Source organism: Escherichia sp. KTE52, from assembly GCF_000408325.1.
Taxonomy (GTDB): Bacteria; Pseudomonadota; Gammaproteobacteria; order Enterobacterales; family Enterobacteriaceae; genus Escherichia; species Escherichia marmotae.
The window spans coordinates 2,225,611-2,251,717 of sequence record NZ_KE138680.1 but is presented as its reverse complement, the minus strand read 5'-3'; the positions used below and the strand labels follow the sequence as shown (position 1 = coordinate 2,251,717).

Genomic DNA, 26,107 nt, shown 5'->3' with positions numbered 1-26,107 from the left:
ACGTCAGGCCGCCACTTCGGTGCGGTTACGTCCGGCTTTCTTTGCTTTATAGAGTGCCATATCGGCCGATTTCAGCCACTCGCGATAGTGACTCATTTGCGGACTCAGCGGCGCGACACCAACACTTATCCGCAACATCACCTGCGGCGTACTTGGTAAGCGTAATGTATTTAGCCCATCATGTACGCGTAACATGGCGGTAATGGCGTTTTCTGCTGGCGTACCAGACATAATCACCGCAAATTCATCGCCCCCAAAACGACCAATCACATCACTGCCGCGCAGAGTGATTTGTAACTGTCGGGTCAGTGCCACAATCGCTTCATCACCCACATCGTGGCCCCAGGTGTCGTTGATGCTTTTGAAATGGTCGATATCGATGATTAATAACGTCGCATCGCGGTTATGCCGCCGACAATTATCAAACTCATTACGCAGCATAATTTCCCAGTGACGCCTGTTATAAACCCCCGTCATGCCATCACGAGTGCTCATTACCTGCAATCTGCGTTTATGTTCTGCAAGTTTTGTTGCCGTCTGGTAGCTGACCCAGCCAAACAGCAGAGGATAAATAACGATAATGGGAAGGGAAAGCCACCACTCCAGCGGTGCACTATTTAGCGACACCGTGATACCCGTTAGTTCAAGCGTGACAAGGCAGGAAACTACCATTAACACCAGACCAGCGACAAACAGACGAGGGCCACCAGCCCCCATCAAATTCAGACACATAATCATTAACATCGCGATCGAAGGCAGCACGTTTACGCCCATCACGCCTACCCACATCCCCGCTAATACTGCATCAGTTTTTAAGTTGTAAATTTCCCGGCTAAGTGGATCAATGGCCCTGCTCGCTAACTGCCAGGCTAAATGCGGCCAGACAAAAGCCCAGCCGACCAACACCAGCCACCACCACCCCGGCGGCGGGTGCGAAACCAGCGTTGATGCAATCGGTAAGAACATCCCAGCCAGCCCAACCATACGGGGCAACCTGACGCGACGGGCAAAGCGCAGCCCGGAACGCTGATGTTCGTTTTGAGGAGTTAATGGTGGTTCCTCCCCGTGCGCCGCCGCTTTTTTGAAAAAGTTTTCATCATTCATTATTTTTGGGAACATTTAGAAACAATTTGCCCAAATTATAGAGACGGGATTAAGAGCGGGAGTATGATATTTCGGGTGAGCCATTTTCTTAGCTCACCCGTTAGCACTATCAGGTATTACGCGGCGTTCTTGAGGCAGGTGCTCATAAACTTATTGCGATCATCACCTTTCAGAGATTGCTGCGTCGCCTGACCATTGCATTCGCGCATCTTCTGCTGTTGCGGCGTCAAACTCTTCTCGCCGGGCACAGACTTACTGTTCTTCAGGCAATCACTCATGTACGTCTTACGGGCATCCCCTTTCAACGCCTGCGCCGTGGCCTGTTGATTACAGGAAGTCATACGCTGTTGTTGCGGGGTTAACGTCCTCTCGGCAGCGCCGACTGTGGTTAAAAAAACTAAACCGAATAGCAGGGTAACCAGTAATGTTATTTTCATAGCACCATCCCTCTTAACATTTTAACCAGGAGCGTTTGCGCCCGTGATCTGCCTTTAAGTCTGGTTGCTAACAGCAAAAAAACCACCCGACGACACAAATTCATCGTCGGGTGCGGTTTAATTACAGGCCCAATGCGGCTTTCATGGTGTAGAAGAGATCGGTCTGATCGGTCAGGCCAACGACGTTTGCAGCGTGCGGGCCATAAGCAGCAATACGCAACTGGCTGCCAGTATGCTCTTGCGAATCCTCTTCAGAGTTACCGTAGCTCATCACCATTACTGCGCCATCTTTGGTATTTAACGCCTGAGTCAGACCCGGTGCTTTGGTATCCGGCGGGACAATTTGGCTGGCGTGAGCATGGTCAGCCGTTACCACTACCAGGGTGTTACCATCTTTTTTGGCAAATTCCAGCGCCCGTTGTACAGCTTCATCAAGGTCAACCGTCTCACCAATTTGCCCACAAGGATTCGCGGCGTGATCCTGTTTGTCGATCGATGCACCTTCGACTTGCAGGAAGAAGCCTTTTTCATTTTTACTTAATAACTCAATGGCCTTGTCGGTCATCTGCGCTAACGTCGGTATGCTGTCATTACGCTGCGGATTCGGAGTACAAGTTACCGCAGGCTTATCGATATTGCCGTGATAAGACGCCTTTGGGCCTTTCCAGCGTACCGGCATATTGCCATCGGAAAATAATCCGAGCAGTGGTTTATCCTGATTTGCCTCCGTCACCGCTTCTAACGAGGCTGTATCAGTCACTAACTGATAACCACGCGCCTGTGCTTGTTCACGCAGCGTTTTTCCCTGCCATTCACCGGCGGTTGCTGTTTCTGCAAACGTTTTTGCACCGCCGCCAAGCGTTACATCGGCACGAGCGTTAAGCAGTTGTTCAGTGATGGAGCCTTTACCGCCTTTTTCCAGCGCATTACTCGGGCATTTTTCACTGGTAACGCTCGGTCCGTAGCATTTGCGCGACGTCACATGCGCCACCAGCGCGGCAGGTGTGGCATCCTGCAATTCAGCCGTTGAAACGTTGCCAGTGGCCAGGCCTGCGGCTTTTGCCATCTCCAGTATCGTTGGATGATCTTTTTCATGAATATCGACGCCCAGCGCGCCGTTATAGGTTTTGACGCCAGTTGACCAGGCGGTTGCTGACGCAGCGGAGTCGGTTACGTAGTCCGGTTTACCGGTTCTTTTATCCAGAGAATAGTGAGTGTATTGCCCGGTAAGCGGTAACGCATCGATTCCTTTAAAAAAACCGCCCGCACCTTCGGCATAATTTCGTGCGGCAGTAATTTCCGAATCCCCCATCCCATCGCCAATCAGTAATATAATATTTTTTACCGGCTTATCGCTAAGTGAATCACGCAAGGCGGCGGTCTGATCGCCTGTTAAACGGCGGGCACCGCCGGGCGTAGTAATATCTCCCTGTGCAGCCCGGTTTTCCAGAATGGGTGTCTGCGGCGTCTGGGCGTTTGTTACAGGGGTAAACAATAACGGTAAGAGAGCCAGTGCAATAGTGCTTTGTTTCACTTTATTTTCTCCATGTACAAATACAGTAAAAAATAAAAACAAAGCGACTATAAGTCTCTGGCGTGACAGCTTTATGACAATCGTTGAAAAGGCTTAATTTTTTACTGACGAGGATGCCTCAATAACTTCTTTACGTAATCGCGCAGCAGCTCCGTGTCGTCATCAGGAATGCTGGCATCGGGCTTTACCGCATACAACGCCCCCTCAACCTGATCAATCAACCGCTGTTGGTCTTTTTGCGCCATATTGCGAAGCATCGCGGTGACAATAATCTCCAGTGCCTCAACCTGCGCGCACAGTTCCTTCGACTCTTCTTCTTTTTGGGCAAGCTTAAATAACAACTCAGCAATGAGATTTTTCATGTCTGTATTTCCTTATCCAAAGTATGGAGAAGTTAACATTATGCTTCATAACTGCATAGGGGCTGGAAGTAGTATTTTTATGACGAAGGAAATACTTTGCACAAATATTTCCACATATTTATCAGCGAAACGTTTCTCTTATTTAAATAATTACCTTACAAATAAAACAGCTATTCAATTATAAATCATTAATATAATAAAAAGTTATGAAATATATTTAGTTCGTTAACTTATTATTAAGTTATTCACAAGCCGAGTCATGGTTAATGCCAGCAACAAATTAGCTTCCCGTTCATCATTTTTGTGATCTGTAGCACATAATTTAATCGATGATATTTCACAGTCAGTACGCTGAGCGCTTTGTGACCAGAAGATTGCAACATTCTGTCAGAAGGCCGCGAATCAACCGTTTTGTCGTGGTAATGTATGTTCTTTATGTTCGACGGGATAGGTTTTTAAGATGGAAAAACTGCGGGTAGGTATCGTTTTTGGTGGAAAATCAGCGGAACATGAAGTGTCTCTGCAATCGGCAAAAAACATTGTCGATGCCATTGATAAAAGTCGTTTCGACGTTGTGCTGCTGGGCATTGATAAACAAGGGCAATGGCACGTCAGCGATGCCAGTAATTATCTGCTAAACGCAGACGATCCTGCCCATATCGCGTTGCGCCCTTCGGCTACCAGCCTCGCGCAGGTGCCGGGTAGACATGAGCATCAACTTATTGATGCACAGAACGGCCAACCATTGCCGACGGTAGATGTCATTTTCCCGATTGTCCACGGTACGCTGGGTGAAGATGGCTCCCTGCAGGGGATGCTGCGGGTCGCTAATTTACCGTTTGTCGGTTCCGATGTGCTGGCCTCTGCCGCCTGTATGGATAAAGACGTCACCAAACGTCTGCTGCGTGATGCCGGTTTGAACATTGCGCCATTTATTACCCTGACACGCGCCAATCGTCACAAAATCAGTTTTGCCGAAGTGGAGTCTAAACTGGGTTTACCGCTGTTCGTTAAACCCGCTAACCAGGGCTCTTCTGTTGGCGTCAGCAAAGTGACTAACGAAGAACAGTACGCGATTGCCGTCGATCTGGCGTTCGAGTTCGATCACAAAGTGATCGTTGAACAAGGGATCAAAGGGCGTGAGATCGAATGCGCGGTTCTGGGCAACGACAATCCGCAAGCCAGCACCTGTGGCGAGATCGTCCTGACCAGCGATTTCTACGCCTACGACACCAAATACATTGACGAAGATGGTGCGAAAGTGGTGGTTCCGGCAGCCATTGCGCCAGACATCAACGATAAGATCCGGGCGATTGCCATTCAGGCTTATCAGGCGCTGGGCTGTGCTGGCATGGCGCGTGTAGACGTCTTCTTAACGCCGGAAAACGAGGTGGTGATCAACGAGATCAACACGCTGCCGGGCTTCACTAATATCAGCATGTATCCGAAGTTGTGGCAAGCCAGCGGTCTGGGCTACACCGACCTGATCACGCGTTTGATTGAACTGGCACTGGAACGTCACGCTGCGGATAACGCGTTGAAAACCACAATGTAATTTTCAATCGCCCGGTAATATTTTTATTGGGCGTTTAAGACTGGTGACAAGCGTAAGATTGCCTGATGCGCTACGCTTATCAGGCCTACCAGACAATTTCAATATATTGATTTTGCAAGATTTTGTAGACAGGCTAAAGCGTTAATGCCGCATCCGGCATGAACAGCGAGTACTTTGCCATCCCCTGAACGCCCAATCATATGTTATTGGGCGTTTTCAGTTTCGTCATCGCGACGACGAATAATCAGCCCCGCCAGCCAGAAACTAATTACCCACGTCACCAGACCGACTGCATATGTCTGCCAACCTTTTGCTTCAAATCCCAGCAAACCCACCACACCGTTAAGAATGAAAATGAGACCAATGGCGAACGCATAGTAGTGCCAGTCGCGGCGGATTTTTACAGGCAGATTCATGGCAGCTCCGATAATGAAAAACAGCATCCTCGCATATTCTGTAACATCCGTCTGTGGCGTAGACAGCATTTCCAGTGTCGTTAAAAAATTTAGCTTAAAGTTACCATTTTGTGACTCACGACGAATATTCACGCTTCGGGAATATTCCCACCATCAATTTACCATGATTCTGATATTGACAATCTCAATGACCTGTCAGACTTGCCATAGCCGCTGGTATCACACCAGAAGAGAAGCAAATGACTTCCGGAGGTTTTTATGGCTGATTTCACCCTATCAAAATCGCTGTTTAACGGAAAATATCGCAACACCTCTTCAACGCCTGGCAACATTGCCTATGCGCTGTTTGTACTGTTTTGCTTTTGGATTGGGGCGCAATTACTGAATCTGTTGGTGCATGCGCCTGGCGTCTATGAGCGTTTAATGCAGGTTCAGGATACAGGCCGCCCACGAGTGGAAATCGGCTTAGGTGTCGGCACCATTTTTGGGCTAATCCCATTTTTGGTTGGTTGCTTCATTTTTGCCGTGGTTGCTTTATGGCTGCACTGGCGACATCGTCGCCAGTAAGATTTGCTGTGCCAGATGCGGCGTAAACGCCTTATCTGGCCTACGATTCCCCATTGATCACGGTTTCATACAACGCGCCCGTCGCTCATCAACGCGCTTCGCAAACCATGCTGTTGTAAGGTTACGAGTGATTTTCGGGCTTTCCAGTTGGATACCGGGCAACATTTCACGTGGTAGCGATTTACCCGTTTTCGCTTCTGCAAGCTGATAAACTTTCTGGTACAACGCCGTCTCTTCAAAAGAGAAGCGGTCCCCTTTCTCTAACTGACGGCGAATTTCGCTATCACTCATACCCAGTTTGCCTGCCAGTTTGCGCGTTGCCAGTTCTGTTTTACCGGGTTCTTTGCTGTCATAGCGAATCAAATCCCCATCCAGCGCCAGTTTCACGCCGCTGGCTTTGCTGACCGCGTTCTGAAACGCGGCGTTCCGACTGGCATACCAGCCGGCATTAAAGTCAGCAAAACGATATATCGGCGCGCTGTAACTGGCGGGATAATTCAGTAAATGGTAAGTACCAAACCATAATCCGCCGCGACGACTAAAGACTTCCTGACGGACAGTACCGTCCATTTTCCACGGATAGCCTTTGGTATGCTGTTCGGCAAAAGCAATGCTGACTTGCATCGGCCCACCCGTGCGCACCGGGTTAAGCGAACCAAACAGCGTCTGGCCCATCGGCACCATGCTGATCAGATCGTCAAAAATCGCGCTTAACTGCTTTTCTGTACGCACGGAATCTAACCGTTCGCTGTAACTTTTGCCGTTTGGTGATTTAATTTTCAGCGCGGTATGAACCAAAAAAGCGGGGATATGCATCCGTTCGGCGCGACGGTCAATCTCTTGCCAGGCAATTTTACTTAAGCCCGGAACGGCCGGATCCGCCTGATAATTAGACTCCTGCTGTGCCACCGCCAGCACCGAGCAGACGTTTTCCAGCGTCGGTGCCAGCCCCTGACTTTCAAAAGTGGTGGCAATATCTTTCGCCCAGGCATCGCGGTCCTTCACGTTGGCGGGCAACTTCTGCCGCACGACGCTCGCTACATCTATCGCTTTTTCGCCCTTTTTCAACGGTTGCGGAGCCTGACTACTACACCCCGCTAAAACCAGAACCGCCAACAATGAAAGCGAAGAAAGACGAGTGAACTGCGACATTACCTCTCCTTTTTAACTCAACGTATGGGTTACTTCCTGAATTTTGTCACCATCCAGCTCATGTTCAAAGCTGCGCAGACGTTTGTAGATAGACATTAACTCTACCAACGTAGTCCATGAGTTAATCAGATACTGGAAAGCACCGCGCACCTGGCCGAAAACGTTGGTAATTTGCGTCATCAGGCCGAGCGTAATCGTACCGGCAACAATCGACGGAAACAGCAAGAACAAACCGAAAACGTTATCAACCTGCAAATAGAGAATGCGGGCAATATTGAAATACATATAGTGAAAATAGAGACGAAAATAGTTCTTCCGCACGGCGCTGAACAGCTCGCGTACCGTTGGCGGCGTCGCGCGCGATGCATCGTCTTCACCATAAACCAACTCTTTACGATAAGCCGCTTCTACGCGCTGGTTTTTAAATTCCAGTCCCGGCAGTTTGATCCCCACCACCGCCAGCAGCCCGGTGCCCATCAGCGACCAGACGATGGCTGCAATCACCAGGCCATACGGAATATGTCCAATAATCGGCAATTCCGGCACATGCGCGGAGAGCGTCACCAACACCGGCAAGAAGGCGATCAACGTCATGATAGCGTTGATAAAACTTACCCCCATATTTTCCAACGTAGAGGCAAAACGCATAGTGTCTTCCTGCACACGCTGGGCGGCACCTTCGATATGACGGAGTTGTTGCCAGTTTGCCATGTAGTACTCGTTCATCGCTGTACGCCAGCGGAACACATAGTGGCTAACAAAGAAATTGTTCAACACACTGATCACTACCGCAATCAGCGCAATCCCCAGAAAGACGCCCACTTCGCGATAAAACTGTTCAATGGTCACTTTATGCGGCGAACTTAGCGCGGTTTGGATCAGATCATAGAACGGAGCATACCAGGCGTTGACGGCAACCCCAACTTCCACCAGAAACCAGGTAACGAAGATAATCAGCGCAGTACCGAGTATTGACCAGTATTGCCAACGATGCGGGCTGTATATAAACCAGAACAGCGCAAAGAGTCCTACACAAACAATGTAGTAAGCATAAAAAACCAGGAAGTCTAATGACCAGAAACGGGCGGCGCTAATCGGGATCTGCCCGGAAGCCCCGGTGATACGAGCCACCCAATCACCACCACCGGCTTGCCAGAAGATCACGGCAATCAATGCCCAAACAAAGGCCGAGAGGAAAAACGTACCCGGCTTTGGGAAAAAAGACTTAAACATATGCTCTCCTGCTAACTTCTTATCATTTTAACAATTGCTGTGCATAAACCGCATGACCACTCCAAAGAGCAAGCCAAATGAAACCGCCCATTGTGACCAATGGCAAGCTACTTAGTTCGTCAACCTGAACGTAAGAATTGTTTCGACGGATTTCACAAACAAAGGATTGTTTACATTAGCGGATTAACACGCGCAGGATCACAAATGCAGGCATTGGTGAGCAGGAAAAAGAACGTGTTTACGCGCCGTTACGTTTTTAACACTATTATTGCACTAATTCGCCCTTTGCAATCCATCTATGAGTAGTATAAATACGCTTAGTTACCTTCATTTAATTTATGGACACCACCGTTGAAACGTAGTCTGCTTTTTTCTGCCGTGCTGTGTGCGGCGTCATTGACCTCCGTCCATGCGGCGCAGTCGATCACCGAACCGGAGTTCGCCTCTGATATTGTCGATCGCTATGCCGATCATATTTTTTACGGCAGCGGTGCCACGGGGATGGCCCTGGTTGTTATCGATGGTAATCAGCGCGTCTTCCGCAGTTATGGGGAAACGCGTCCCGGTAATAACGTTCGCCCACAATTAGATTCTGTAGTGCGAATTGCGTCGCTCACTAAGCTGATGACCAGTGAGATGCTGGTGAAATTGCTCGATCAAGGGACGGTGAAATTAAACGATCCGCTAAGTAAATATGCGCCGCCAGGCGCACGCGTGCCGACCTACAATGGAACGCCCATTACGCTGGTGAATCTGGCAACCCATACCAGCGCCCTGCCGCGTGAACAGCCCGGCGGCGCAGCAAATCGTCCGGTGTTTGTCTGGCCGACTCGCGAGCAACGTTGGAAATACCTTTCCACCGCCAAACTAAAAGCCGCACCGGGTAGTCAGGCTGCATATTCCAACCTCGCATTCGACTTACTGGCAGATGCGCTGGCGAATGCTTCCGGCAAACCATATACGCAGTTGTTTGAAGAGCAGATTACCCGTCCGCTGGGGATGAAAGACACCACATACACACCATCACCGGACCAGTGCCGTCGTTTAATGGTTGCCGAGCGCGGGGCCAGTCCTTGTAATAATACCCTGGCGGCAATAGGCAGCGGCGGTGTTTATTCCACGCCTGGCGATATGATGCGCTGGATGCAGCAGTATTTGTCGTCTGATTTTTATCAGCGCAGCAACCAGGCGGATCGTATGCAGACGCTGATTTATCAACGCGCGCAGTTTACGAAAGTGATCGGCATGGATGTACCCGGTAAAGCAGATGCGCTCGGTTTAGGCTGGGTATATATGGCACCGAAAGATGGGCGTCCGGGAATTATTCAGAAAACAGGCGGCGGTGGCGGATTCATTACCTATATGGCGATGATCCCGCAAAAAAATATTGGTGCTTTTGTGGTCGTCACGCGTTCGCCGTTGACACGCTTTAAAAATATGAGTGATGGCATCAATGATTTGGTGACCGAACTTAGCGGGAATAAACCATTGGTCATCCCCGCGTCCTGATTAATACTCTGAAGGCAAACGGTTGATAGCAACCAGTTTGCCTTTATTCATTTCGATATAGCCGCCCTTGCGTAAAGCCGCGAGAACTTCTGCCACGACAGAACGTGATATGCGTGTACGTTGATGGATATAATTCATAACACCAATACGTGAACGCAATTCGTCATTCCAGTCAATCATTGATAATAAAGTAGCGCGGATTTGTTCATAGGAATTGTGACCAATGAGCTGAACGTCACGTAATTCCAGAATTCGATTTTGCCAGGCTAACCAATAGAAAGCGTCACGCCAGAGTTGATGTTGTTCAATAAGAGCAATGGTTTGTTTGGCAGGCAGATGATATCCCATACAGTTTCCTTCTGATATTAATTTGTATGGTATATCGTTTTTCATTAATCCATCAGCCAGACCCATAATATAAGGAGCCTGGGTAATACCGATAAGTACGTTTTCTTCTCTACGCAGAGAGATAACACCTTCTAAAATAACGAATGTATCTTCGCTATTAACATCACTTGAAAATATAACTTGTTTTTCATTATTAAACTCGAAGCGCGTGCCGTATCTGGACAAACATTTATCGAGCTTACCAAATTCCTGAAGAGGTTTAACTACAGATAACATTTGCGCGTCCTTTGCAGTAATGCCCGTCAAATCCTTGACGGGCATTATTTAGATTAAATTACCTATTTCTTCAGAATGAAGAATATTACCAGGTATATTTAACACCCACATTCGCGGACCAGTCTTGATCTACGTCACCGCCACCGAGGTAGTTAGCATCGGTATAGGCACTGAAGTTCTTGGTAAAGCTGAACTGAGTACCCAGACCAACACGTACCGCAGACCCTTCAGTACCGTTATCGATGGAATCGCCGTTCACATCGTTATCGTTGTTAGAGTCGTCGTAGACGTAAGCCAGTTTGAAGTACGGAGTCAGAGCCTGGTCTTCGCTGTAAGTGAAGGTATAACCTGCATCTACACCCAGCTCATAACGCATGCTGTCGTAAGACTGACCGTCAACTTTCATGTCGTTGCTCAACTGGTAGTCATCACCAGACTGGAACAGACCAGAAACGCTGCCGTAAGGTGTTACGTAACCAGCATCACCCAGTTTGAAGTCGTAACCGGCTTTCAAACCGAAGCCCCACGCGTCAGAGTTGGTGCTACCGTCAACGTAAGTACCGTTGCTCATGGTTGCAGACAGATCGTTGTTGAAGTGAGAGTAGCTCAAGCTACCATCAACAAAGATGTTGTTCGCGAAGCGAGCAGAAGAGTAGATGTAGGCAGACTGGCTGTCTTGATCCACCTGACCAGAACGGTCATTCATGTCACCTTTACCGAAGCCTGCAGCCGCACCGACGATCCACTTAGCGTTATTACCGTCAATTTTGGTATCAACACCGACCATGATGCCGTTAACATCCTGATCGTAGTCAATGGTGCCGTTGTTGCCGTTGAAGTTACCACCGAAGTAGCTTACCCACGCGCCACCGTTATCAGCCAGGCCATGACGAGAGTTGGTCAGACGAGTACCAACGGTGTCTTGTTCCAGGTTCCAGATATTGGTGTTTGCAGACGGAATGCTCAGCGCCATGTTCGCGTAGTCGGTCAGCTCGGTCTGATGCAGAACAACGGTGTTACCTTCCTGGCGGGCTTCGTAGGTGTAAGCACCCAGGTCAGCTTTGTTAGCAGCAGAGAAGGTAGCATTGCTGTTTTTATCGTTAACGTAAATCAGCTCGTTACCGTTGTAGTCAGCGATTGAACCAGCACCAGTAGCGTTGTCGATACGAACTTTGTAGTTACCGGTTGCAGCGGCAACATGGTCACCACTGTTATCAACTTCGTTCTGACCAGCTTCGATAGAAGCAGTGTTATCGTTATCGCCGTTACCATTAATGGTCAGGTGACCATCAGAGTTCATTGCGATTACGCCATAACCGTAGTTTGACTTGGTAGTGTCGTTGGTACGGTCGTTGGTCAAGTCTGCATCAAGTACGAAGCGGTTGCTTTCGATGTTGAATACACCAGCATGAATGTTGCCACTGGTATCAGTGATGCTGGTCAGGTTCAGTGTATCAACCTGAAGAGCATTCGCCGCAGTGTTACCAACATCCAGGATACCGTCGTTAGTCACTTTGATGTTGTTCGCATACAGAGCTGCATCACCTACAGCCCAACCAGCAGAAACTTCATCAGAGATGGTTACGGTACTGTTGTCGATAGTCAGTGAATCAGTTGCAACATGACCATCTTCGTTGATGTTCAGCGCAGAAAGACCTGTCAGAGAGATAGAGTCAGAAATCAGCGTTGAATCAGCAACATTAACAGTTGAACCACTGTTGATGCTCAGAGTATCGATCAGAGAAGTTTTGGTGGTATCCCACTGTGAACCAGTGTTCAGGGTCACATTGAACAGACCGCTCTGGTAAACTTCGTTACCGATGATGTGATCAAATTCGCTGTATTCAGAGTCGATGTTTTCTACACCAACCGTTGATAAAGGCCACAGGCTATTAGCAGCGATGTCGATCAGAGTTGCAGTAGCTTCGGTGCCTATCTCATAAGCATCGTAAATGCCATCCAGCGGGCTGTCTTTATCGATCTTACCATCGAGAGTATCGTTATCAGCATAACCATCGCCATCAAGATCTGTCCCAATATCTGAGCCCAGATCAACCTGATGCGCAGACATTGCTGCACCAACCCACTTGCTGCCATTGTTCAGGGTCAGATCCAGACGATCAGTACCATCCCAACCGTTAGTATCTACATCACCGTCAGCATCACGATAGCTATCACGGCCATGTGGGAAGAAGTTCTCATCAAAGTTGCTTGAGAAGAACACATCGCCCATCAGCGTGGAGTTATCGAATGTTGCAGTAGTCTGCATGGCGTTATCAGCATCAGGATGTGCAATAACGGCTAATGCGATATCATCAGCGTTCCAGCCATTACCATTGTAATCACTGGCATTACCGGTATTACCAAACCAACCAGTAGTTCCTTCATCAGTCCATGAACCTGAGGTCACGGTAGAATCTTTAACAGTAATAGTGTTATTAAACACTTCACTGCTGTTTACGCCAGTGCTGACCGTGTTGTCGTCAATATCTTCCCATTCATAACCCTGAGTCAGCGTAATACCTGCCACGTGAGAGTTATTAGAGATGGACAGATCAACTTCTTGATCCAGAGTAATGGCTGTACCAATGTTATAAACGTCTACAACATGAGTATCAGCGGCATTATTGTAGGTGCCGTTATAAGTATAGTGTTCGTAGTTGTCGTCGATTGTTGAATTATCAACAGTCAGCGCCAGACGATCATGGTAGTAGTCATCCGCACGATCAACACAATCAGTTGTCATGCACTCGGAATAAATCATACCGTGGATAGTGCTGTTTTTGATTGTCAGACTATTGGCGTTGGTATTGGTAGAAATACCATCGTCCAGATAGTAGGTAGAGATTACGCCATTAACGGTAGCTTTATTGATGACGGGATAAATATCGCCGTTGTAATAGCTGTCAGCTGCGTAGTTGTTCCAGCCTGCATAACCATCATAGTAAACGTCATCAGCATAGGTGGCGTCATTGTAGTGATGGAAAGTATTGTAAGTTTGACCAGAAATATCGTTGGTCGCTGCATTAGCCTGAGAGGTGATAGCCAGAGTGCAAGCCAATGCTAATTGTGATACTACAAGTTTCTTTTTCCAGGAGTGCATTTGTCATCCCTCCTCAGGGACGTAATAAGTTGATCCATCAATTATCAATGCATAGAAAACATATTATGTTTCGCGCTAACGATTATGCTGCGTTACAGACGAATGGTTCAATTATTCTTTCCCCTAAGTCCGAATGTGGACATATATAAATCACACGTGCACACTTATTACAAAAAGAGATAAAAACGCAGCATTTCAATATGTTAATGATGGCCTTAATTTTAACTCATACACTTTGCAATATATTACAAAAACAAATCAGACAAATAATGTATCAATAACCAAAATAACTTTTAATCATTCTGTTTTTGACAGTGCAATCAAATAACCAAAAACAATAACCAATAGCTATAAATAAAAATTAAAAATATTTTCAATGAATATGAAATTATTGCTATTTCTATTAAAAAGATGTCATGGCCTCTCTTTCATTCCCTTCTTAACAACATCGCGACAACTTTCGTAAAACACTCCTGCCCCGCTTCAGGTATACTGTGCACCTTAATTCCACAAACATCAGGCAGACCATGACAGACTTAATCCAACGCCCTCGTCGCCTGCGCAAATCTCCTGCGCTGCGCGCCATGTTTGAAGAGACAACACTTAGCCTTAACGACCTGGTGTTGCCGATCTTTGTTGAAGAAGAAATTGACGACTACAAAGCCGTTGAAGCCATGCCAGGCGTGATGCGCATTCCAGAGAAACATCTGGCACGCGAAATAGAACGCATCGCCAACGCCGGCATTCGTTCCGTAATGACTTTCGGCATTTCTCACCATACCGATGAAACGGGCAGCGATGCCTGGCGGGAAGATGGTCTGGTGGCGCGTATGTCACGCATCTGCAAGCAGACCGTGCCAGAAATGATCGTCATGTCAGACACCTGCTTCTGTGAATACACTTCTCACGGTCACTGCGGAGTGCTGTGCGATCACGGCGTCGATAACGACGCAACCCTGGAAAATTTAGGCAAACAAGCGATAGTTGCTGCTGCTGCGGGTGCAGACTTCATTGCCCCTTCCGCTGCAATGGACGGTCAGGTGCAGGCAATTCGCCAGGCGCTGGACGCCGCAGGTTTTAAAGATACTGCGATCATGTCGTATTCGACTAAATTCGCCTCCTCCTTTTATGGCCCGTTCCGCGAAGCTGCCGGAAGCGCATTAAAAGGCGACCGCAAAAGTTACCAGATGAACCCAATGAACCGTCGCGAGGCGATTCGTGAGTCACTGCTGGATGAAGCCCAGGGCGCAGACTGCCTGATGGTTAAACCAGCCGGAGCGTACCTCGACATCGTGCGTGAACTGCGTGAACGTACTGAATTGCCGATTGGTGCGTATCAGGTCAGCGGTGAGTACGCGATGATTAAGTTCGCCGCGCTGGCAGGTGCAATAGATGAAGAGAAAGTGGTGCTCGAAAGCTTAGGTTCAATTAAGCGTGCGGGCGCGGATCTGATTTTCAGCTACTTTGCGCTGGATCTGGCTGAGAAAAAAATTCTGCGTTAATGACCATGGATGCCGGGTAATCCCTACCCGGCACTTCACCTTACTCTGCCCGATAAAACGGTTTATCCCCGAGAATTGTCGCCCGATGCATAATCCGCCGCTGCGGCAGATAATCAGCATTCGCATAGTGCTGAGTCACACGGTTATCCCAAATCGCCACGTCATTTGGCTGCCAGCGCCAGCGCACCTGAAATTCCGGTTTGGTGATATGGGCGAATAAAAAGCCCAGCAACGCTTCGCTCTCTTTCTCGCTGACATCGATAATTCGCGTAGTAAAACCTTCATTAACAAACAGCGCCTGTTTACCGCTCACCGGATGCGTACGCACCACCGGATGGAACAACGGTGGATTTTTCGCAGCAGCCTCGCGCCAGCGTTGATGTTCCTCCTCAGTTTTACGATATTTGTATTCCGGAAACGATTTACGGAAATCATGCTCCGCACGCAGCCCGCTCAACAGTTGGCGGAAGGGAGTTGAAAGCGCCTCATACGCTGCAATACCGCTGGTCCATAGCGTGTCACCGCCGGTCGAGGGCAACTCTTTCGCCGCCAGAATCGCCCCAGCGGGTGGCGTCTCAATAAACGTCACATCGGTGTGCCAGTTGTCGTTATCTGGCGGATTATCGTTATGGGTATCCAATACGATAATCTCCTCAACCCCTTCGGCATGAGGATAAACAGGGTGAATATGCAGCTCGCCAAAACGCTGGGCCAGCGCGCGTTGCTGCTGCGGCGTAATGGCTTGTTCACGCAGAAAGACTACCTGATGGCGCAGCACCGCATGGTAAAGCTTTTCAAACTGGTTATCGCTTAACGGACGCGTCAGGTCAGCCCCCGAAATTTGTGCGCCAATATACGATCCCAGCGGGGTAATGCTCAGACGTTCACTCATTGTATTTCTCCATGCCAGGGCGTCAGGCGGCGCTGTAACGCGCGCAACCCCAGTTCTAAAAGAAAGGCGATAATCGCGATCACCGCAATCCCCGCCAGTACCACGTCAGTCGCAAGAAACTCCCCCGCAGACTGAACCATAAAGCCCAAACCACGCGTCGCTGCAATCAGTTCCGCCGCCACCAGCGTAGACCAACCCACCCCCAAACCAATACGTATTCCGGTGAGAATTTCTGGCAGCGCGCCAGGCAGAATAACAAACCACAGCACCTGCGCACGGCTTGCGCCCAGCGACTGCGCGGCACGAATGCGAACCTGCTGCGCGCTTTTCACTCCCGCCAGCGCCGACATCGCCACCGGTGCAAAAATCGCCAGATAGATCAGTAAGATCTTCGAGGTTTCACCAATACCAAACCAGATCACCATCAGCGGCAAATAGGCCAGCGGCGGCACCGGGCGATACAGTTCGATTACCGGATCAAGAATGCCGCGCACCATCGGGCTTATCCCCATCGCGATCCCGACCGGAATGCCGATCAATACCGCCGCAAGTAACGCCAGCAAAATGCGCGTCAGGCTGGCTGCCAAATGCTGCCAAAGTGTGGCGTCCATAAATCCTTGCGGCCCGGCAATGGTGAGCAGTTTTTCCAGCACCTGCTGCGGCGGTGGTAAAAACAGCGGGCTAATCAGTTGCAGCGCCGCCACTGCCCACCATACAGAAAGTAAAACGGCTAACGTGCCAATGCTTAAAGTCACCCGACCTGAGAGCGGCCAGCGCCATTTCAGCCGACGCGAATGCAGTTTTTCATTAATGACCACGCTCATGAGAACGCCTCCCGTTGCTCAAATACGCGGCTTAAGACATATTCGCGCATGGCGATAAACTGTGGATCAGACTTAATGCTGCGACTCGACTCCCCCGCAACAAAGCGGCGGGCGAAGTTGAGCGGCAACCGCTCCAGCACATGACCAGGAGCGGATGAAAGCAGAACCAGTTCAGTTGCCATAAACACCGCTTCTTCTATATCGTGGGTAATCAACAGCACCTGCTTGCCGGTCTCCTGCCAGAGTTTCAGCAGTAAGGTTTGCATCTGGTCGCGGGTAAAGGCATCCAGCGCGCCAAACGGTTCGTCGAGTAATAACAACTGAGGATTAGCCGCCAGCGCGCGGGCAATTCCCACCCGTTGACGCTGACCACCGGAAAGCTGCCAGACATATCTTTTTTCTGCGCCTTCCAGACCTACTTTTTTCAGCATCTGGCGCACGATTTCCAGACGTGGCGTTTTCTCCATCCCCGCCAGTTGCAGGCCAAACGCCACGTTATCCTGCACATTGCGCCACGGCAGCAATCCTTCATTCTGAAAAACCACGCCGCGCTCAGCCCCCGGTCCCTGAATACGCTTGCCCGCCAGTTGAATGCTGCCGTGCTGATAAGGCACAAAACCAGCTATCAAATTTAACAAGGTGGTTTTGCCGCAACCGGACGGCCCCAGCACTACCAACAATTCGCCGTTTTCCAGCGCCAGGTTGATATCTTCCAGCGCCGGTTTGCCGCCATAATCGGCGTAAAGATGAGAGATTTGCAGCATTCGCGCCTCCTTTTATTGCACGAAGCGCGAGGTGACAAACTGGCTGTAATCATTCGCCACGGCGGGAACTTTGCCCTGCTCTTTCAAAAACTGGGCGGTATCGATGATCGCTTTGTTCACCGGCCCGGTCAGTTCTACCGTCTGTTGCTGCGGCGTCAGATAGGTATTCCCCTTCACCAGCCCTGGTACATCGCCTTCCGGCACGCCGCTTAAGCGCGCCAGCTTGCTGATATTTTCCGGCTGTTTCAGCCACGCGTCAGGATTAGCAATATACGGTTGCTGGGCATCGATAGCGCTTTTAGCAAACGCTTTCACTACCTCCGGATATTTCTCGGCAAAATCTTTACGCACTACCCAGACATCCAGCGTCGGCGCGCCCCACTGGCCGACCTGTTCAGAATCGGTCAGCACCTTGCCGTCTTTTTCCAGGGCGTTAACCGCAGGTGCCCAGACATAAGCACCATCAATATCTCCCCGTTGCCATGCGGCGATAATCGCGGGCGGCTGCAGGTTCACAATTTCCACTTGTCCGGGTTTTATGCCCCAGTGTTTCAGCGCCGCCAGCAAACTGTAGTGCGTGGTGGAGATAAACGGCACGGCGATACGTTTGCCAATCAGATCTTCCGGTTTGCTGATGGTTTTCTTCACCACCAGCGCTTCGGAGTTACCCAGTTTTGAGGCTAAAAGAAAGACTTCAATCGGCACCTGTTGGCTGGCAGCCACCGCTAATGGGCTGGAGCCGAGGTTGCCGATTTGCACATCGCCAGAAGCCAGCGCCCGCACGATGCTGGCTCCGCTGTCAAACTTACGCCAGTCCACGCTCGCCCCGCTCTCTTTGGCAAAGGTGCCATCAGCCTGAGCCACTTTCGCCGGTTCAGCGGAGGTTTGATACGCCACGGTGACGTTCACCGCCTGCGCCTGAAAAGCGATGAATGCCAGTGCGGCAAGAAGTGTGTTACGCGATGAAATTGTCATAATTATCTGCTCCCCTGTCTTGTTATGGGTGCAGTATTCGCGGGTAAAGACATTTATTAAAAGAATTAATCATTATGGGCAATATGTTTTTATTCTTAGCAAAAAAACGGCAAACGATAGATTAGTTATGCATTTGCTAACCGTTTCCCTACAAAGCAATGCCATATTTATTTTTATATACGAATAAAAATTCGAACTACGCTGCTTTATTTCTCCAACCTACTGACTAAGTAAACCAATAACAAATACATATATCATTCTAATTTTATATAATGCAAAGCATAGAAACCACTTTATCATACAAATTCATTCATAATGCGAATGTAAAAACCAGTTTTTCACAGAAGATATTTTTTAAATGCAATTAATTGACAAACTAAATCACATCTAAATACAATATATAAAAAATATAAACACATTCACAAAACACACAAACAGTTAACATATGACACACACAATTCAAACTTATACCGCTTACGGCCCTCCGGGCATTAAATAACCCCGTTCTCAGGATTATTCTTTTTTACAGCGTGCCATTTTTAACATCTGAGTATGTTGCAGAGGATTGCAGCTCTGCATTCGCCGCGCTTTCAGCATAATAATTAAAATGGAGTGTCATGAATTGGACAAGGTTTTAAATTCTGCGTTGCATTCTTCAGCAGAAAAGAGGAAAGGTATCCTTGCGATTGGCGCACATCCTGACGATATTGAATTAGGTTGTGGTGCATCGCTTGCTCGTCTTTCGCAGAAAGGAATTTATATCACTGCCGTTGTCATGACTGCCGGCAATTCGGGTGTTAGCGATGTCATCGATCGTTGTGAAGAATCTCGCGAAGCATTAAAGATGTTGGGTTGTCAGCAAACTATTCATCTTAATTTTGCAGACACCCGTACACATCTGCAACTCAATGATATGATTTCTTCCCTGGAAGATATTATTAAAAATCAAATTCCCTCTGATGTAGAAATCATACGGGTATATACCATGCATGATGCTGACCGCCATCAGGATCATCTGGCAGTTTATCAGGCGTCAATGGTTGCCTGCCGCACTATTCCACAAATTCTCGGCTATGAAACCCCAAGCACCTGGCTTTCATTTATGCCCCAGGTTTTTGAATCCGTGAAAGAAGAATATTTCACCGTCAAACTTGCAGCATTAAAAAAACATAAAAGCCAGGAGCAACGTGATTATATGCGTCATGAACGTTTACGTGCTGTTGCACAATTTCGCGGACAACAGGTCAATAGCGATCTGGGTGAAGGCTTTGTTATTCATAAAATGATTCTTTGAGCAGATAAAATGAAAACCTGGATCTTTATATTTATGGCCGTCGCAATATTGCTATGGTTTTTGAGTACGTTAAAGCGTAAGCCCAGCCAAAAGAAAGGCTGTATTGACGCAATTATTCCTGCCTATAACGAAGGCCCTTGTCTGGCACAGTCGCTGGAAAATCTACTGCGCAACCCTTATTTTTGCCGTGTGATTTGCGTTAACGACGGCTCTACGGATAACACAGAAGCAGTAATGGCGGAAGTCAAACGCAAATGGGGCGATAGGTTTGTTGCTGTTACACAAAAAAACACTGGCAAAGGCGGTGCTCTAATGAACGGCCTCAACTACGCCACATGTGACCAGGTTTTTTTAAGCGATGCCGATACTTACGTCCCTCCAGATAAAAATGGCATGGGGTATATGCTGGCGGAAATTGAGCACGGCGCTGACGCCGTAGGCGGCATTCCCTCGACAGCCTTGAAAGGCGCAGGCCTGTTGCCGCACATCCGCGCGACCGTAAAGTTGCCGATGATCATTATGAAACGCACGCTACAGCAACTCCTGGGCGGCGCACCGTTTATTATCAGCGGTGCGTGCGGGATGTTCCGTACTGATGTATTGCGTAAATTCGGTTTTTCGGACCGAACGAAAGTTGAAGATCTTGACCTCACCTGGACGTTGGTCGCCAATGGTTACCGCATTCGTCAGGCGAATCGCTGCATCGTTTACCCACAAGAGTGCAATAATCCACTTGATGAATGGCGACGCTGGCGGCGTTGGATTGTGGGCTATGCCGTCTGTATGCGCCTGCATAAAAAGCTTTTATTTAGCCGTTTCGGCATCTTCAGTATATTTCCTATGCTTTTGGTTGTGCTTTATGGCGTTGGAATTTATCTCACTACCTGGTTTAATGAATTCATCACCACCGGGCCACATGGCGTGGTATTGGCAATGTTTCCGCTTATCTGGGTCGGCGTAGTTTGTGTTATTGGTGCTTTTAGCGCCACTTTCCGTTGTGTATGTATTATTAGCTTATGCCATCTGGATTATTTATGGACTTATTGCCTTTTTTACTGGACGCGAGCCTCAACGCGACAAACCTACACGTTATTCCGCACTGGTGGAAGCGCCAATCGCTTACTCCCAACCTTCTGTCACCGGAACTGAAAAGCTATCTGAAGCTTAATATTAAAGAGAAAAATATTCAGATTGCAGACCATGTGATTATTGATGAAAGTGCTGGTGAGGTTATTATCGGCGCGAATACACGTATTTGCCACGGCGCAGTTATTCAGGGACCAGTAGTGATTGGCGCAAACTGTCTGATAGGTAATTATGCATTTATTCGCCCAGGCACAGTAATCAGCAATGGTGTAAAAATTGGTTTTGCTACTGAAATAAAAAATGCAGTTATTGAATCGGAAGCAATGATTGGACCGCAATGTTTTATTGCCGACTCGGTAATTTCAAGCCTGGCATATTTGGGCGCACAAGTGCGTACCAGTAATCATCGTCTGGATGAACAGCCAGTGTCTGTGCACACTCCAGAAGGTATTATCGCTACCGGATGCGATAAATTAGGGTGTTATATTGGACAACGTTCACGTCTTGGCGTGCAGGTTATTATATTGCCAGGACGAATTATTTCCCCGAACACACAACTTGGCCCGCGTGTGATTGTAGAACGTAATTTACCTACCGGAAGTTATTCACTCCGGCAAGAACTTATCCGTACAGGAGATTAAAATGATAAAACGGACGTTATTAGCAGCGGCAATTTTTAGTGCATTTCCCGCTTGTGCCGGGTTAACTTCCATTACCGCAGGCTACGATTTTACCGATTATTCTGGCGATCACGGTAACCGTAATTTGGCGTATGCTGAACTGGTGGCGAAAGTTGAAAACGCAACGCTGCTTTTTAATCTTTCCCAGGGACGTCGTGATTATGAAACTGAACATTTCAATGCCACACGCGGTCAGGGGGCTGTCTGGTACAAATGGAATAACTGGCTGACAACCCGAACGGGTATTGCCTTTGCAGATAATACGCCGGTCTTTGCTCGCCAGGATTTTCGTCAGGATATTAACCTGGCCCTGCTGCCAAAAACGCTGTTCACGACCGGTTATCGCTACACTAAATATTATGATGATGTTGAAGTCGATGCCTGGCAAGGCGGCGTATCGCTCTATACTGGCCCGGTGATCACCAGCTATCGCTATACTCATTATGACTCCAGCGATGCAGGTGGCAGTTACAGCAATATGATTTCCGTGCGCCTGAATGATCCGCGCGGCGGTGGCTATACCCAGCTTTGGCTAAGCCGCGGAACAGGCGCTTACACCTATGACTGGACGCCAGAGACGCGCTACGGCAGCATGAAGAGCGTAAGCTTGCAACGTATCCAGCCGCTGACAGAACAACTTAATCTGGGGCTGACGGCAGGTAAAGTGTGGTACGACACACCAACCGATGATTATAACGGTCTGCAACTCGCAGCCCATCTGACCTGGAAATTCTGATTCCTTCCGCCGCCCACTTCCCGGGGCGGCAATCTCACTTGATTAGCGCACAAACACTTTTCTCTTCATTTTCTCCAGATATCTCTCATATTCAGCAGATAAATTTTATTCGCCAATGTTATATACTATAGGGGGGTATGCATTGACTCATAACATACCCCCCTATAGTATATTGCGTGCAGATGATGAGGTGCGAAATGCCCAGTACTCCGGAAGAGAAGAAAAAGGTTCTTACTCGAGTTCGTCGTATTCGGGGGCAGATTGATGCTCTGGAACGGTCGCTGGAGGGTGATGCCGAATGCCGTGCCATACTCCAACAGATCGCCGCCGTTCGGGGCGCGGCTAACGGGCTAATGGCAGAAGTGCTTGAAAGCCATATCCGGGAAACGTTTGACCGAAATGACTGCTACAGCCGCGAAGTCAGCCAATCCGTTGACGACACTATTGAATTGGTTCGCACCTATCTTAAGTAGCTGAACCTATTTACCTTATTGAGGAAGAACGAGATATGAAATCACGTGCTGCCGTTGCATTTGCGCCCGGTAAACCGCTGGAAATCGTCGAAATTGACGTCGCACCACCGAAAAAAGGTGAAGTGCTGATTAAAGTCACCCATACCGGCGTCTGCCATACCGACGCTTTTACCCTCTCTGGCGATGATCCAGAAGGTGTATTCCCGGTGGTTCTCGGTCACGAAGGGGCTGGCGTCGTGGTTGAAGTCGGTGAGGGCGTGACCAGCGTTAAACCTGGCGACCATGTGATTCCGCTTTACACCGCAGAGTGCGGCGAGTGTGAGTTCTGTCGTTCCGGCAAAACCAACCTCTGTGTCGCCGTTCGCGAAACCCAGGGCAAAGGCCTGATGCCAGATGGCACCACGCGCTTTTCTTACAACGGGCAGCCACTTTATCACTACATGGGGTGCTCTACATTCAGTGAATACACCGTAGTCGCGGAAGTTTCTCTGGCAAAAATTAATCCAGAAGCAAACCATGAACACGTCTGTCTGCTGGGCTGTGGCGTAACCACCGGAATTGGCGCGGTACACAACACCGCAAAAGTCCAGTCAGGGGATTCCGTTGCCGTGTTTGGGCTTGGTGCAATTGGTCTGGCGGTTGTTCAGGGCGCTCGTCAGGCGCAAGCAGGACGAATTATCGCTATCGATACAAACCCGAAGAAATTCGATCTGGCGCGTCGCTTCGGTGCCACCGACTGCATTAACCCGAACGACCACGACAAACCGATTAAAGATGTCCTGCTGGATATCAACAAATGGGGCATCGACCATACCTTTGAGTGCATCGGTAACGTCAACGTGATGCGTGCGGCGCTGGAAAGTGCTCACCGCGGCTGGGGCCAATCGGTGATCATCGGTGTCGCGGGTTCCGGTCAGGAAATCTCAACCCGTCCATTCCAGTTAGTCACCGGTCGCGTATGGAAGGGTTCCGCGTTTGGCGGCGTAAAAGGTCGTTCTCAGTTACCGGGGATGGTTGAAGATGCGATGAAAGGTGATATCGACCTGGAACCGTTTGTCACTCATACCATGAGCCTGGATGAAATTAATAACGCCTTTGATCTGATGCATGAAGGCAAATCCATTCGAACCGTAATTCGTTACTAATTTCACGCTGGTTTTACCCCGTCCGGTTCGGGCGGGGAGTCGCGTTTTCTTTTGAGACTGATGACAAACGTAAGATGACCTGATGTGCAAGCGTCGCATCAGGCATCTGTGTGCAATTGCCGGATGCGGCGTGAATGCCTTATAAGGCAATTTAGCCTTTGGTATTATCACCACATCAAATCATCAGGCACTTTGAAATCGGCATACGGATCTTCTTCATCCTGCTCTTCAGCGCTGAGTGCGCTGTGTAATACGATACTGCTGGCATCGCGCTGGGCGATTTTATCGGCAACGCTTGCCGGAATAATCGCATATTCACTTTCGCTATTGTTATCGACCTGCAATCGGGCAATCGCCAGGCGTCCATTAATCAACTGCGTTTGCGTAAGCTTATCGACAAAAATCTTCTTAATCAGATTACCGTCAGTGAAGTTAAAACCGATATCGCCATTGGCAATGGTGATACGATTCATTTCAATGAGCTGCTTCACCTGGGCTTTATATTCTTTCGCTAACGCCGCTTGTTTTTGTTGTTCGCTAAGTTGTTTATCGCGCTCAAGCTGTGCCTTTTTATTTTCTTCTACCGCCGCCCGCGCTTCACGCGCCTGAACACGCGATTTTTTCGCCGTTCTCTCAACCTTCGCTGCTTTTTTGCTGGTGACTAATCCCGCTTTGAGCAACTGCTCCTGTAAGGTAAGTTTTGCCATCTTTGTTTCCAAACCCGATGAATAATTTTTAGCGAGTATACCTGTAAACGCCGTGGGTGTATTGGGGGAAGTCCCTTTCTCCCCTGCTTGATAAAGCGCGTCAGGCATCAGTGCACGCCTGCATTCGTGTTTTCCGGCTCATCAAAATAAACACCGCTAACCCAGCAACAAGAATGCCCGGTGCCGAAGCTACCATTACGCCGACCGTGCCGGTACCTAAGGCCAGCATTTTCCCGGCCAGCAACGGACCACTCATTGCTCCAAGACGCCCAACCGCCACGGCGGTTCCCACACCGGTTGCGCGGATCTGCGTGCTATAAAACAACGGTGCCAGCGCATACAAAACGCTTTGCCCACCTGTCGCAAACAACCCAGCGCCGAACCCCGCCAGCAACATACCGCTAAACGACGACACCGTTCCCAGCGCCAACAGCGAAGCTAACATGCCGCTATAAATCAGTAGCGACATGGTCATTGGACGCAGCTTATCCATCAATGCGCCCAACATTAACGTCCCGCTTGCCGCCCCCATTTGCAGTGCAAACATCACCCCTGCCGCCTGCGACGGCAAGAATCCTTGCTCCACCAAAAGCAGCGGTAGCCAGTTGATCAACATGTAGACCACCAGCAGCGTGAAGAAATAACACAACCACAACAGTAGGGTCGCGGTTGCCGTGGCTGGCGCAAATAACGCACGCAGCGGCGGCGCGGCCTGTTTTTCACCAGCGAAAACCGCCGACTCCGGCAGCCAACGCATTAACAGCGGCACCAGAATCAACGGCACCACACCGCCTACCCAAAATACCGTCTGCCAGGCTAAATTTGCTCCAGCGAAACCCAGCGTAGCCGCCAGCGCCGCGCCAATGGGGACACCGCAATACATCAGGCTCACCGCCGTCCCGCGAAAACGTGGCCCTGCCGCTTCAGACGTCAGGGCGATGAGATTCGGCAACGCCGCCCCCAGCCCGATACCGGTCAAAAGCCGCGCAAAGACCAGAGAGGGAAAATCCCATGCCATAGCGGTCGCTAGCGAGAACAGACCAAACAGCGCAACTGCACCAATCAAAATACGTTTACGACCGTAACGGTCCGCCAGCATCCCGCCAACCAACGCGCCGGGTAGCAAACCGAGTATTCCGGCGCTGAAGATCCAGCCCATTTGCATTTTATCGAGTGCGAAGGCCTGGGCGATACCTGCCGCCGCAATGCCAGCCGCCTGAAGATCCAGCCCTTCCATCAGGGCAACCAAAAAACAAAGCCCAATGGTAAGCATCAGGCGGGATGAAGATGATAAAGGGGTACGAGTCGACATAAGATGAACCTCGTTGCGGGTGCAGGTGAATCGCGGCTGATGCATTGCCAACCGCGTAATCAGAACCATTTAATGACAGCCTCCGGGCGAAATGTAGGCCGGATAAGGCGTTCATGCCGCA

24 protein-coding genes and 1 pseudogene are annotated in these 26,107 nt (G+C 49.2%); 10 read left to right on the top strand and 15 right to left on the bottom strand.

All coding sequences use genetic code 11. The annotated features are described in order from the left end of the window. Positions 1 to 3: 3 nt before the first annotated feature. The 4 genes from adrA to iraP form a co-directional block, all read right to left on the bottom strand. The gene (gene adrA / locus A1SC_RS01355) at positions 4 to 1,119 is read right to left on the bottom strand and encodes a diguanylate cyclase AdrA (RefSeq protein WP_000484071.1); all 1,116 of its coding nucleotides are present in this window, start codon (positions 1,117 to 1,119) and stop codon (positions 4 to 6) included. A gap of 101 nt (positions 1,120 to 1,220) precedes the next feature. After that, positions 1,221 to 1,541 (bottom strand): phosphate starvation-inducible protein PsiF, encoded by a 321-nt coding sequence (gene psiF / locus A1SC_RS01360; protein ID WP_016262985.1) that lies wholly within the window; start codon positions 1,539 to 1,541, stop codon positions 1,221 to 1,223. Between the two features lie 121 nt (positions 1,542 to 1,662). Next, positions 1,663 to 3,075: an alkaline phosphatase gene (gene phoA / locus A1SC_RS01365; protein ID WP_000814409.1), complete on the bottom strand. Its 1,413-nt coding sequence runs from the start codon at positions 3,073 to 3,075 to the stop codon at positions 1,663 to 1,665. A gap of 101 nt (positions 3,076 to 3,176) precedes the next feature. Further along, a complete protein-coding gene (iraP, locus tag A1SC_RS01370; RefSeq protein ID WP_001515866.1) occupies positions 3,177 to 3,437 on the bottom strand; it encodes an anti-adapter protein IraP in 261 nt (86 codons plus the stop codon). A 460-nt stretch (positions 3,438 to 3,897) separates the two neighbouring features. Between iraP and ddlA the strand changes: the two genes are divergently transcribed. Beyond that, positions 3,898 to 4,992: a D-alanine--D-alanine ligase gene (ddlA, locus tag A1SC_RS01375; protein ID WP_000413695.1), complete on the top strand. Its 1,095-nt coding sequence runs from the start codon at positions 3,898 to 3,900 to the stop codon at positions 4,990 to 4,992. Between the two features lie 203 nt (positions 4,993 to 5,195). Here ddlA and A1SC_RS25340 read toward each other — a convergent pair whose 3' ends face one another. Next, a complete protein-coding gene (locus tag A1SC_RS25340) occupies positions 5,196 to 5,408 on the bottom strand; it encodes a DUF2754 domain-containing protein (protein WP_001515864.1) in 213 nt (70 codons plus the stop codon). Positions 5,409 to 5,666: 258 nt separating this feature from the next. Here A1SC_RS25340 and A1SC_RS01385 point away from each other — a divergent pair, with 258 nt between their 5' ends. Beyond that, complete coding sequence (locus tag A1SC_RS01385; RefSeq protein ID WP_000763136.1) at positions 5,667 to 5,975, top strand: DUF2755 family protein; 309 nt, start codon at positions 5,667 to 5,669, stop codon at positions 5,973 to 5,975. A gap of 57 nt (positions 5,976 to 6,032) precedes the next feature. Here A1SC_RS01385 and yaiW read toward each other — a convergent pair whose 3' ends face one another. After that, on the bottom strand, positions 6,033 to 7,127 hold the full coding sequence (gene yaiW, locus A1SC_RS01390) for a surface-exposed outer membrane lipoprotein YaiW (protein WP_016262984.1): 1,095 nt from the start codon (positions 7,125 to 7,127) through the stop codon (positions 6,033 to 6,035). Positions 7,128 to 7,139: 12 nt separating this feature from the next. Then, the gene (gene sbmA / locus A1SC_RS01395) at positions 7,140 to 8,360 is read right to left on the bottom strand and encodes a peptide antibiotic transporter SbmA (RefSeq protein WP_001515862.1); all 1,221 of its coding nucleotides are present in this window, start codon (positions 8,358 to 8,360) and stop codon (positions 7,140 to 7,142) included. Positions 8,361 to 8,711: 351 nt separating this feature from the next. Between sbmA and ampH the strand changes: the two genes are divergently transcribed. After that, entirely contained in the window at positions 8,712 to 9,869 is a 1,158-nt protein-coding gene (ampH, locus tag A1SC_RS01400; protein WP_000830760.1) for a D-alanyl-D-alanine-carboxypeptidase/endopeptidase AmpH, read from the top strand. Here the strand turns inward: ampH and iprA are convergent, their stop codons facing one another. Both iprA and ehaB read right to left on the bottom strand, forming a co-directional pair. After that, positions 9,870 to 10,493, bottom strand: a complete 624-nt coding sequence (gene iprA / locus A1SC_RS01405; protein WP_016262983.1) for a hydrogen peroxide resistance inhibitor IprA — start codon at positions 10,491 to 10,493, stop codon at positions 9,870 to 9,872. A gap of 85 nt (positions 10,494 to 10,578) precedes the next feature. Then, the gene (gene ehaB, locus A1SC_RS01410) at positions 10,579 to 13,596 is read right to left on the bottom strand and encodes an autotransporter adhesin EhaB (protein WP_016262982.1); all 3,018 of its coding nucleotides are present in this window, start codon (positions 13,594 to 13,596) and stop codon (positions 10,579 to 10,581) included. 527 nt (positions 13,597 to 14,123) lie between these two features. Here ehaB and hemB point away from each other — a divergent pair. Beyond that, the gene (gene hemB, locus A1SC_RS01415; protein WP_001515859.1) at positions 14,124 to 15,098 is read left to right on the top strand and encodes a porphobilinogen synthase; all 975 of its coding nucleotides are present in this window, start codon (positions 14,124 to 14,126) and stop codon (positions 15,096 to 15,098) included. 40 nt (positions 15,099 to 15,138) lie between these two features. On the opposite strand, the gene tauD is transcribed toward hemB, so the two are convergent. The 4 genes from tauD to tauA are packed head-to-tail and all read right to left on the bottom strand — an operon-like array spanning position 15,139 to position 18,553. Beyond that, the gene (gene tauD / locus A1SC_RS01420) at positions 15,139 to 15,990 is read right to left on the bottom strand and encodes a taurine dioxygenase (RefSeq protein WP_016262981.1); all 852 of its coding nucleotides are present in this window, start codon (positions 15,988 to 15,990) and stop codon (positions 15,139 to 15,141) included. Next, positions 15,987 to 16,814: a taurine ABC transporter permease TauC gene (gene tauC, locus A1SC_RS01425; protein WP_016262980.1), complete on the bottom strand. Its 828-nt coding sequence runs from the start codon at positions 16,812 to 16,814 to the stop codon at positions 15,987 to 15,989. The genes tauD and tauC overlap by 4 nt, the downstream gene beginning before the upstream one ends. Beyond that, positions 16,811 to 17,578, bottom strand: coding sequence for a taurine ABC transporter ATP-binding subunit (tauB, locus tag A1SC_RS01430; protein ID WP_001515857.1), 768 nt, complete (start codon positions 17,576 to 17,578; stop codon positions 16,811 to 16,813). The genes tauC and tauB overlap by 4 nt, the downstream gene beginning before the upstream one ends. Positions 17,579 to 17,590: 12 nt before the next feature. Then, positions 17,591 to 18,553, bottom strand: a complete 963-nt coding sequence (gene tauA / locus A1SC_RS01435; protein ID WP_000156046.1) for a taurine ABC transporter substrate-binding protein — start codon at positions 18,551 to 18,553, stop codon at positions 17,591 to 17,593. Between the two features lie 622 nt (positions 18,554 to 19,175). On the opposite strand from tauA, the gene A1SC_RS01440 reads away from it, so the two are divergent. The 6 genes and pseudogenes from A1SC_RS01440 (at position 19,176) to frmA (ending at position 23,967) form a co-directional block, all read left to right on the top strand. Further along, on the top strand, positions 19,176 to 19,847 hold the full coding sequence (locus A1SC_RS01440; protein ID WP_001515855.1) for a PIG-L deacetylase family protein: 672 nt from the start codon (positions 19,176 to 19,178) through the stop codon (positions 19,845 to 19,847). A 9-nt stretch (positions 19,848 to 19,856) separates the two neighbouring features. Then, positions 19,857 to 21,015, top strand: a pseudogene (locus A1SC_RS01445) (glycosyltransferase). Next, entirely contained in the window at positions 20,981 to 21,574 is a 594-nt protein-coding gene (locus tag A1SC_RS01450; protein WP_232019555.1) for an LbetaH domain-containing protein, read from the top strand. Before A1SC_RS01445 ends, A1SC_RS01450 begins: the two are co-directional and overlap by 35 nt. 1 nt (position 21,575) lies before the next feature. Further along, positions 21,576 to 22,349, top strand: coding sequence for a YaiO family outer membrane beta-barrel protein (locus tag A1SC_RS01455; RefSeq protein ID WP_000596077.1), 774 nt, complete (start codon positions 21,576 to 21,578; stop codon positions 22,347 to 22,349). Between the two features lie 197 nt (positions 22,350 to 22,546). Then, positions 22,547 to 22,822 (top strand): formaldehyde-responsive transcriptional repressor FrmR, encoded by a 276-nt coding sequence (frmR, locus tag A1SC_RS01460; protein WP_001515852.1) that lies wholly within the window; start codon positions 22,547 to 22,549, stop codon positions 22,820 to 22,822. A 35-nt stretch (positions 22,823 to 22,857) separates the two neighbouring features. Beyond that, a complete protein-coding gene (gene frmA, locus A1SC_RS01465; protein WP_000842111.1) occupies positions 22,858 to 23,967 on the top strand; it encodes an S-(hydroxymethyl)glutathione dehydrogenase in 1,110 nt (369 codons plus the stop codon). A 167-nt stretch (positions 23,968 to 24,134) separates the two neighbouring features. Here the strand turns inward: frmA and A1SC_RS01470 are convergent, their stop codons facing one another. After that, entirely contained in the window at positions 24,135 to 24,674 is a 540-nt protein-coding gene (locus A1SC_RS01470) for a DUF2058 domain-containing protein (protein ID WP_024191844.1), read from the bottom strand. 100 nt (positions 24,675 to 24,774) lie between these two features. Next, a complete protein-coding gene (gene mhpT / locus A1SC_RS01475; protein ID WP_024191843.1) occupies positions 24,775 to 25,986 on the bottom strand; it encodes a 3-(3-hydroxy-phenyl)propionate transporter MhpT in 1,212 nt (403 codons plus the stop codon). Positions 25,987 to 26,107: the final 121 nt, after the last annotated feature.

Excerpts from the sequence above, each read along its gene's own strand:
- adrA (WP_000484071.1), bottom strand. The coding sequence starts at position 1,119 with ATGTTCCCAAAAATAATGAATGATGAAAACTTTTTCAAAAAAGCGGCG.
- psiF (WP_016262985.1), bottom strand. The coding sequence starts at position 1,541 with ATGAAAATAACATTACTGGTTACCCTGCTATTCGGTTTAGTTTTTTTA.
- iraP (WP_001515866.1), bottom strand. The coding sequence starts at position 3,437 with ATGAAAAATCTCATTGCTGAGTTGTTATTTAAGCTTGCCCAAAAAGAA.
- ddlA (WP_000413695.1), top strand. The coding sequence starts at position 3,898 with ATGGAAAAACTGCGGGTAGGTATCGTTTTTGGTGGAAAATCAGCGGAA.
- A1SC_RS25340 (WP_001515864.1), bottom strand. The coding sequence starts at position 5,408 with ATGAATCTGCCTGTAAAAATCCGCCGCGACTGGCACTACTATGCGTTC.
- A1SC_RS01385 (WP_000763136.1), top strand. The coding sequence starts at position 5,667 with ATGGCTGATTTCACCCTATCAAAATCGCTGTTTAACGGAAAATATCGC.
- yaiW (WP_016262984.1), bottom strand. The coding sequence starts at position 7,127 with ATGTCGCAGTTCACTCGTCTTTCTTCGCTTTCATTGTTGGCGGTTCTG.
- sbmA (WP_001515862.1), bottom strand. The coding sequence starts at position 8,360 with ATGTTTAAGTCTTTTTTCCCAAAGCCGGGTACGTTTTTCCTCTCGGCC.
- iprA (WP_016262983.1), bottom strand. The coding sequence starts at position 10,493 with ATGTTATCTGTAGTTAAACCTCTTCAGGAATTTGGTAAGCTCGATAAA.
- ehaB (WP_016262982.1), bottom strand. The coding sequence starts at position 13,596 with ATGCACTCCTGGAAAAAGAAACTTGTAGTATCACAATTAGCATTGGCT.
- hemB (WP_001515859.1), top strand. The coding sequence starts at position 14,124 with ATGACAGACTTAATCCAACGCCCTCGTCGCCTGCGCAAATCTCCTGCG.
- tauD (WP_016262981.1), bottom strand. The coding sequence starts at position 15,990 with ATGAGTGAACGTCTGAGCATTACCCCGCTGGGATCGTATATTGGCGCA.
- tauC (WP_016262980.1), bottom strand. The coding sequence starts at position 16,814 with ATGAGCGTGGTCATTAATGAAAAACTGCATTCGCGTCGGCTGAAATGG.
- tauB (WP_001515857.1), bottom strand. The coding sequence starts at position 17,578 with ATGCTGCAAATCTCTCATCTTTACGCCGATTATGGCGGCAAACCGGCG.
- tauA (WP_000156046.1), bottom strand. The coding sequence starts at position 18,553 with ATGACAATTTCATCGCGTAACACACTTCTTGCCGCACTGGCATTCATC.
- A1SC_RS01455 (WP_000596077.1), top strand. The coding sequence starts at position 21,576 with ATGATAAAACGGACGTTATTAGCAGCGGCAATTTTTAGTGCATTTCCC.
- frmR (WP_001515852.1), top strand. The coding sequence starts at position 22,547 with ATGCCCAGTACTCCGGAAGAGAAGAAAAAGGTTCTTACTCGAGTTCGT.
- frmA (WP_000842111.1), top strand. The coding sequence starts at position 22,858 with ATGAAATCACGTGCTGCCGTTGCATTTGCGCCCGGTAAACCGCTGGAA.
- A1SC_RS01470 (WP_024191844.1), bottom strand. The coding sequence starts at position 24,674 with ATGGCAAAACTTACCTTACAGGAGCAGTTGCTCAAAGCGGGATTAGTC.
- mhpT (WP_024191843.1), bottom strand. The coding sequence starts at position 25,986 with ATGTCGACTCGTACCCCTTTATCATCTTCATCCCGCCTGATGCTTACC.